This window comes from Lentilactobacillus diolivorans DSM 14421, assembly GCF_001434255.1.
GTDB lineage: Bacteria > Bacillota > Bacilli > Lactobacillales > Lactobacillaceae > Lentilactobacillus > Lentilactobacillus diolivorans.
On sequence record NZ_AZEY01000037.1, the window covers coordinates 1 to 895 of the forward strand.

The 895-nt window shown below is 38.8% G+C and carries 3 protein-coding genes; all 3 read right to left on the minus strand.

From position 1 onward, the window contains the following. A partial coding sequence (locus FC85_RS04360; RefSeq protein ID WP_057864335.1) for a GlsB/YeaQ/YmgE family stress response membrane protein occupies positions 1-197 on the minus strand: 197 nt, incomplete at its 3' end. Between the two features lie 18 nt (positions 198-215). Then, entirely contained in the window at positions 216-704 is a 489-nt protein-coding gene (locus FC85_RS04365) for an Asp23/Gls24 family envelope stress response protein (protein WP_003561197.1), read from the minus strand. Positions 705-740: 36 nt separating this feature from the next. Beyond that, on the minus strand, positions 741-895 hold a 155-nt coding region (locus FC85_RS15475), incomplete at its 5' end, for a DUF2273 domain-containing protein (RefSeq protein WP_083484958.1).

Genomic DNA, 895 nt, shown 5'->3' on the forward strand with positions numbered 1-895 from the left:
GCTCCAATTAATGAAGGAATAATTGCCATACCAGCTAAACTAGGCCCCCAAGAACCCAACAAAGCCTGTCCAAGAGCCGATCCAACTAAACCAGCAACAATGTTAGCAATCCACCCCATCGATTTACCATTATTAGTAATGGCACCAGCAATAGCGCCAATAATAGCGCCGACAATAATTGCCCAAACAAATCCCATAGTCAACATCTCCTTTAATTATTTAACCCGGGCGGCTGACTCATCATTCTCTTTCTGATTATCCACCGCTTTTTTAGTTTTATCGGTCACATTCTCCACCCGATCTTGTAAACTGACCGCGTCTTTTTCGTATTCTGCTTTAGTTTTAATGTCGACTACTTTAACGTTTACTTCAATAACGTTTAAATCCGTCATCTTTTTAACCTGTTCCACGATTTTGGTCTTGATTTGATCATATAATTTAGAAATATCAATGTCATATTCAGCAACAATTTCCAAATCAACGGCCACTTGTTGTTTCCCTACCTCAACATCAATTCCCGACGTGACATCGTCACTATTGACTATTTTATCAGCTAAATTAGAGAAAAAGCCGCCATTAACTGTCAGCAGGCCTTTGACATTGGCCAATGCCAGCCCGATGATCTTTTGAACTACCTTATCATCGTAAGTCAATTCGCCCTTTAGATTAGTTTTGGTTGAGTTAATTTGGTTTTGATTTTGCATAATAAAATTCCTCCTTAAGCGTAAAGATCCTTAAGATTACCGCCAACTTTTAAGTAACTTATTAAAAAAGTTACTCTGTTGCAAGTACCAGCCTAAGCCGATGCCAATCAGCATAAACAATAAGATGATCAGGGTTTTAAAAAAGCCAAGCGTTAAGATTAAAATGGCGATTAATAAGCCTAAGCCCCCCC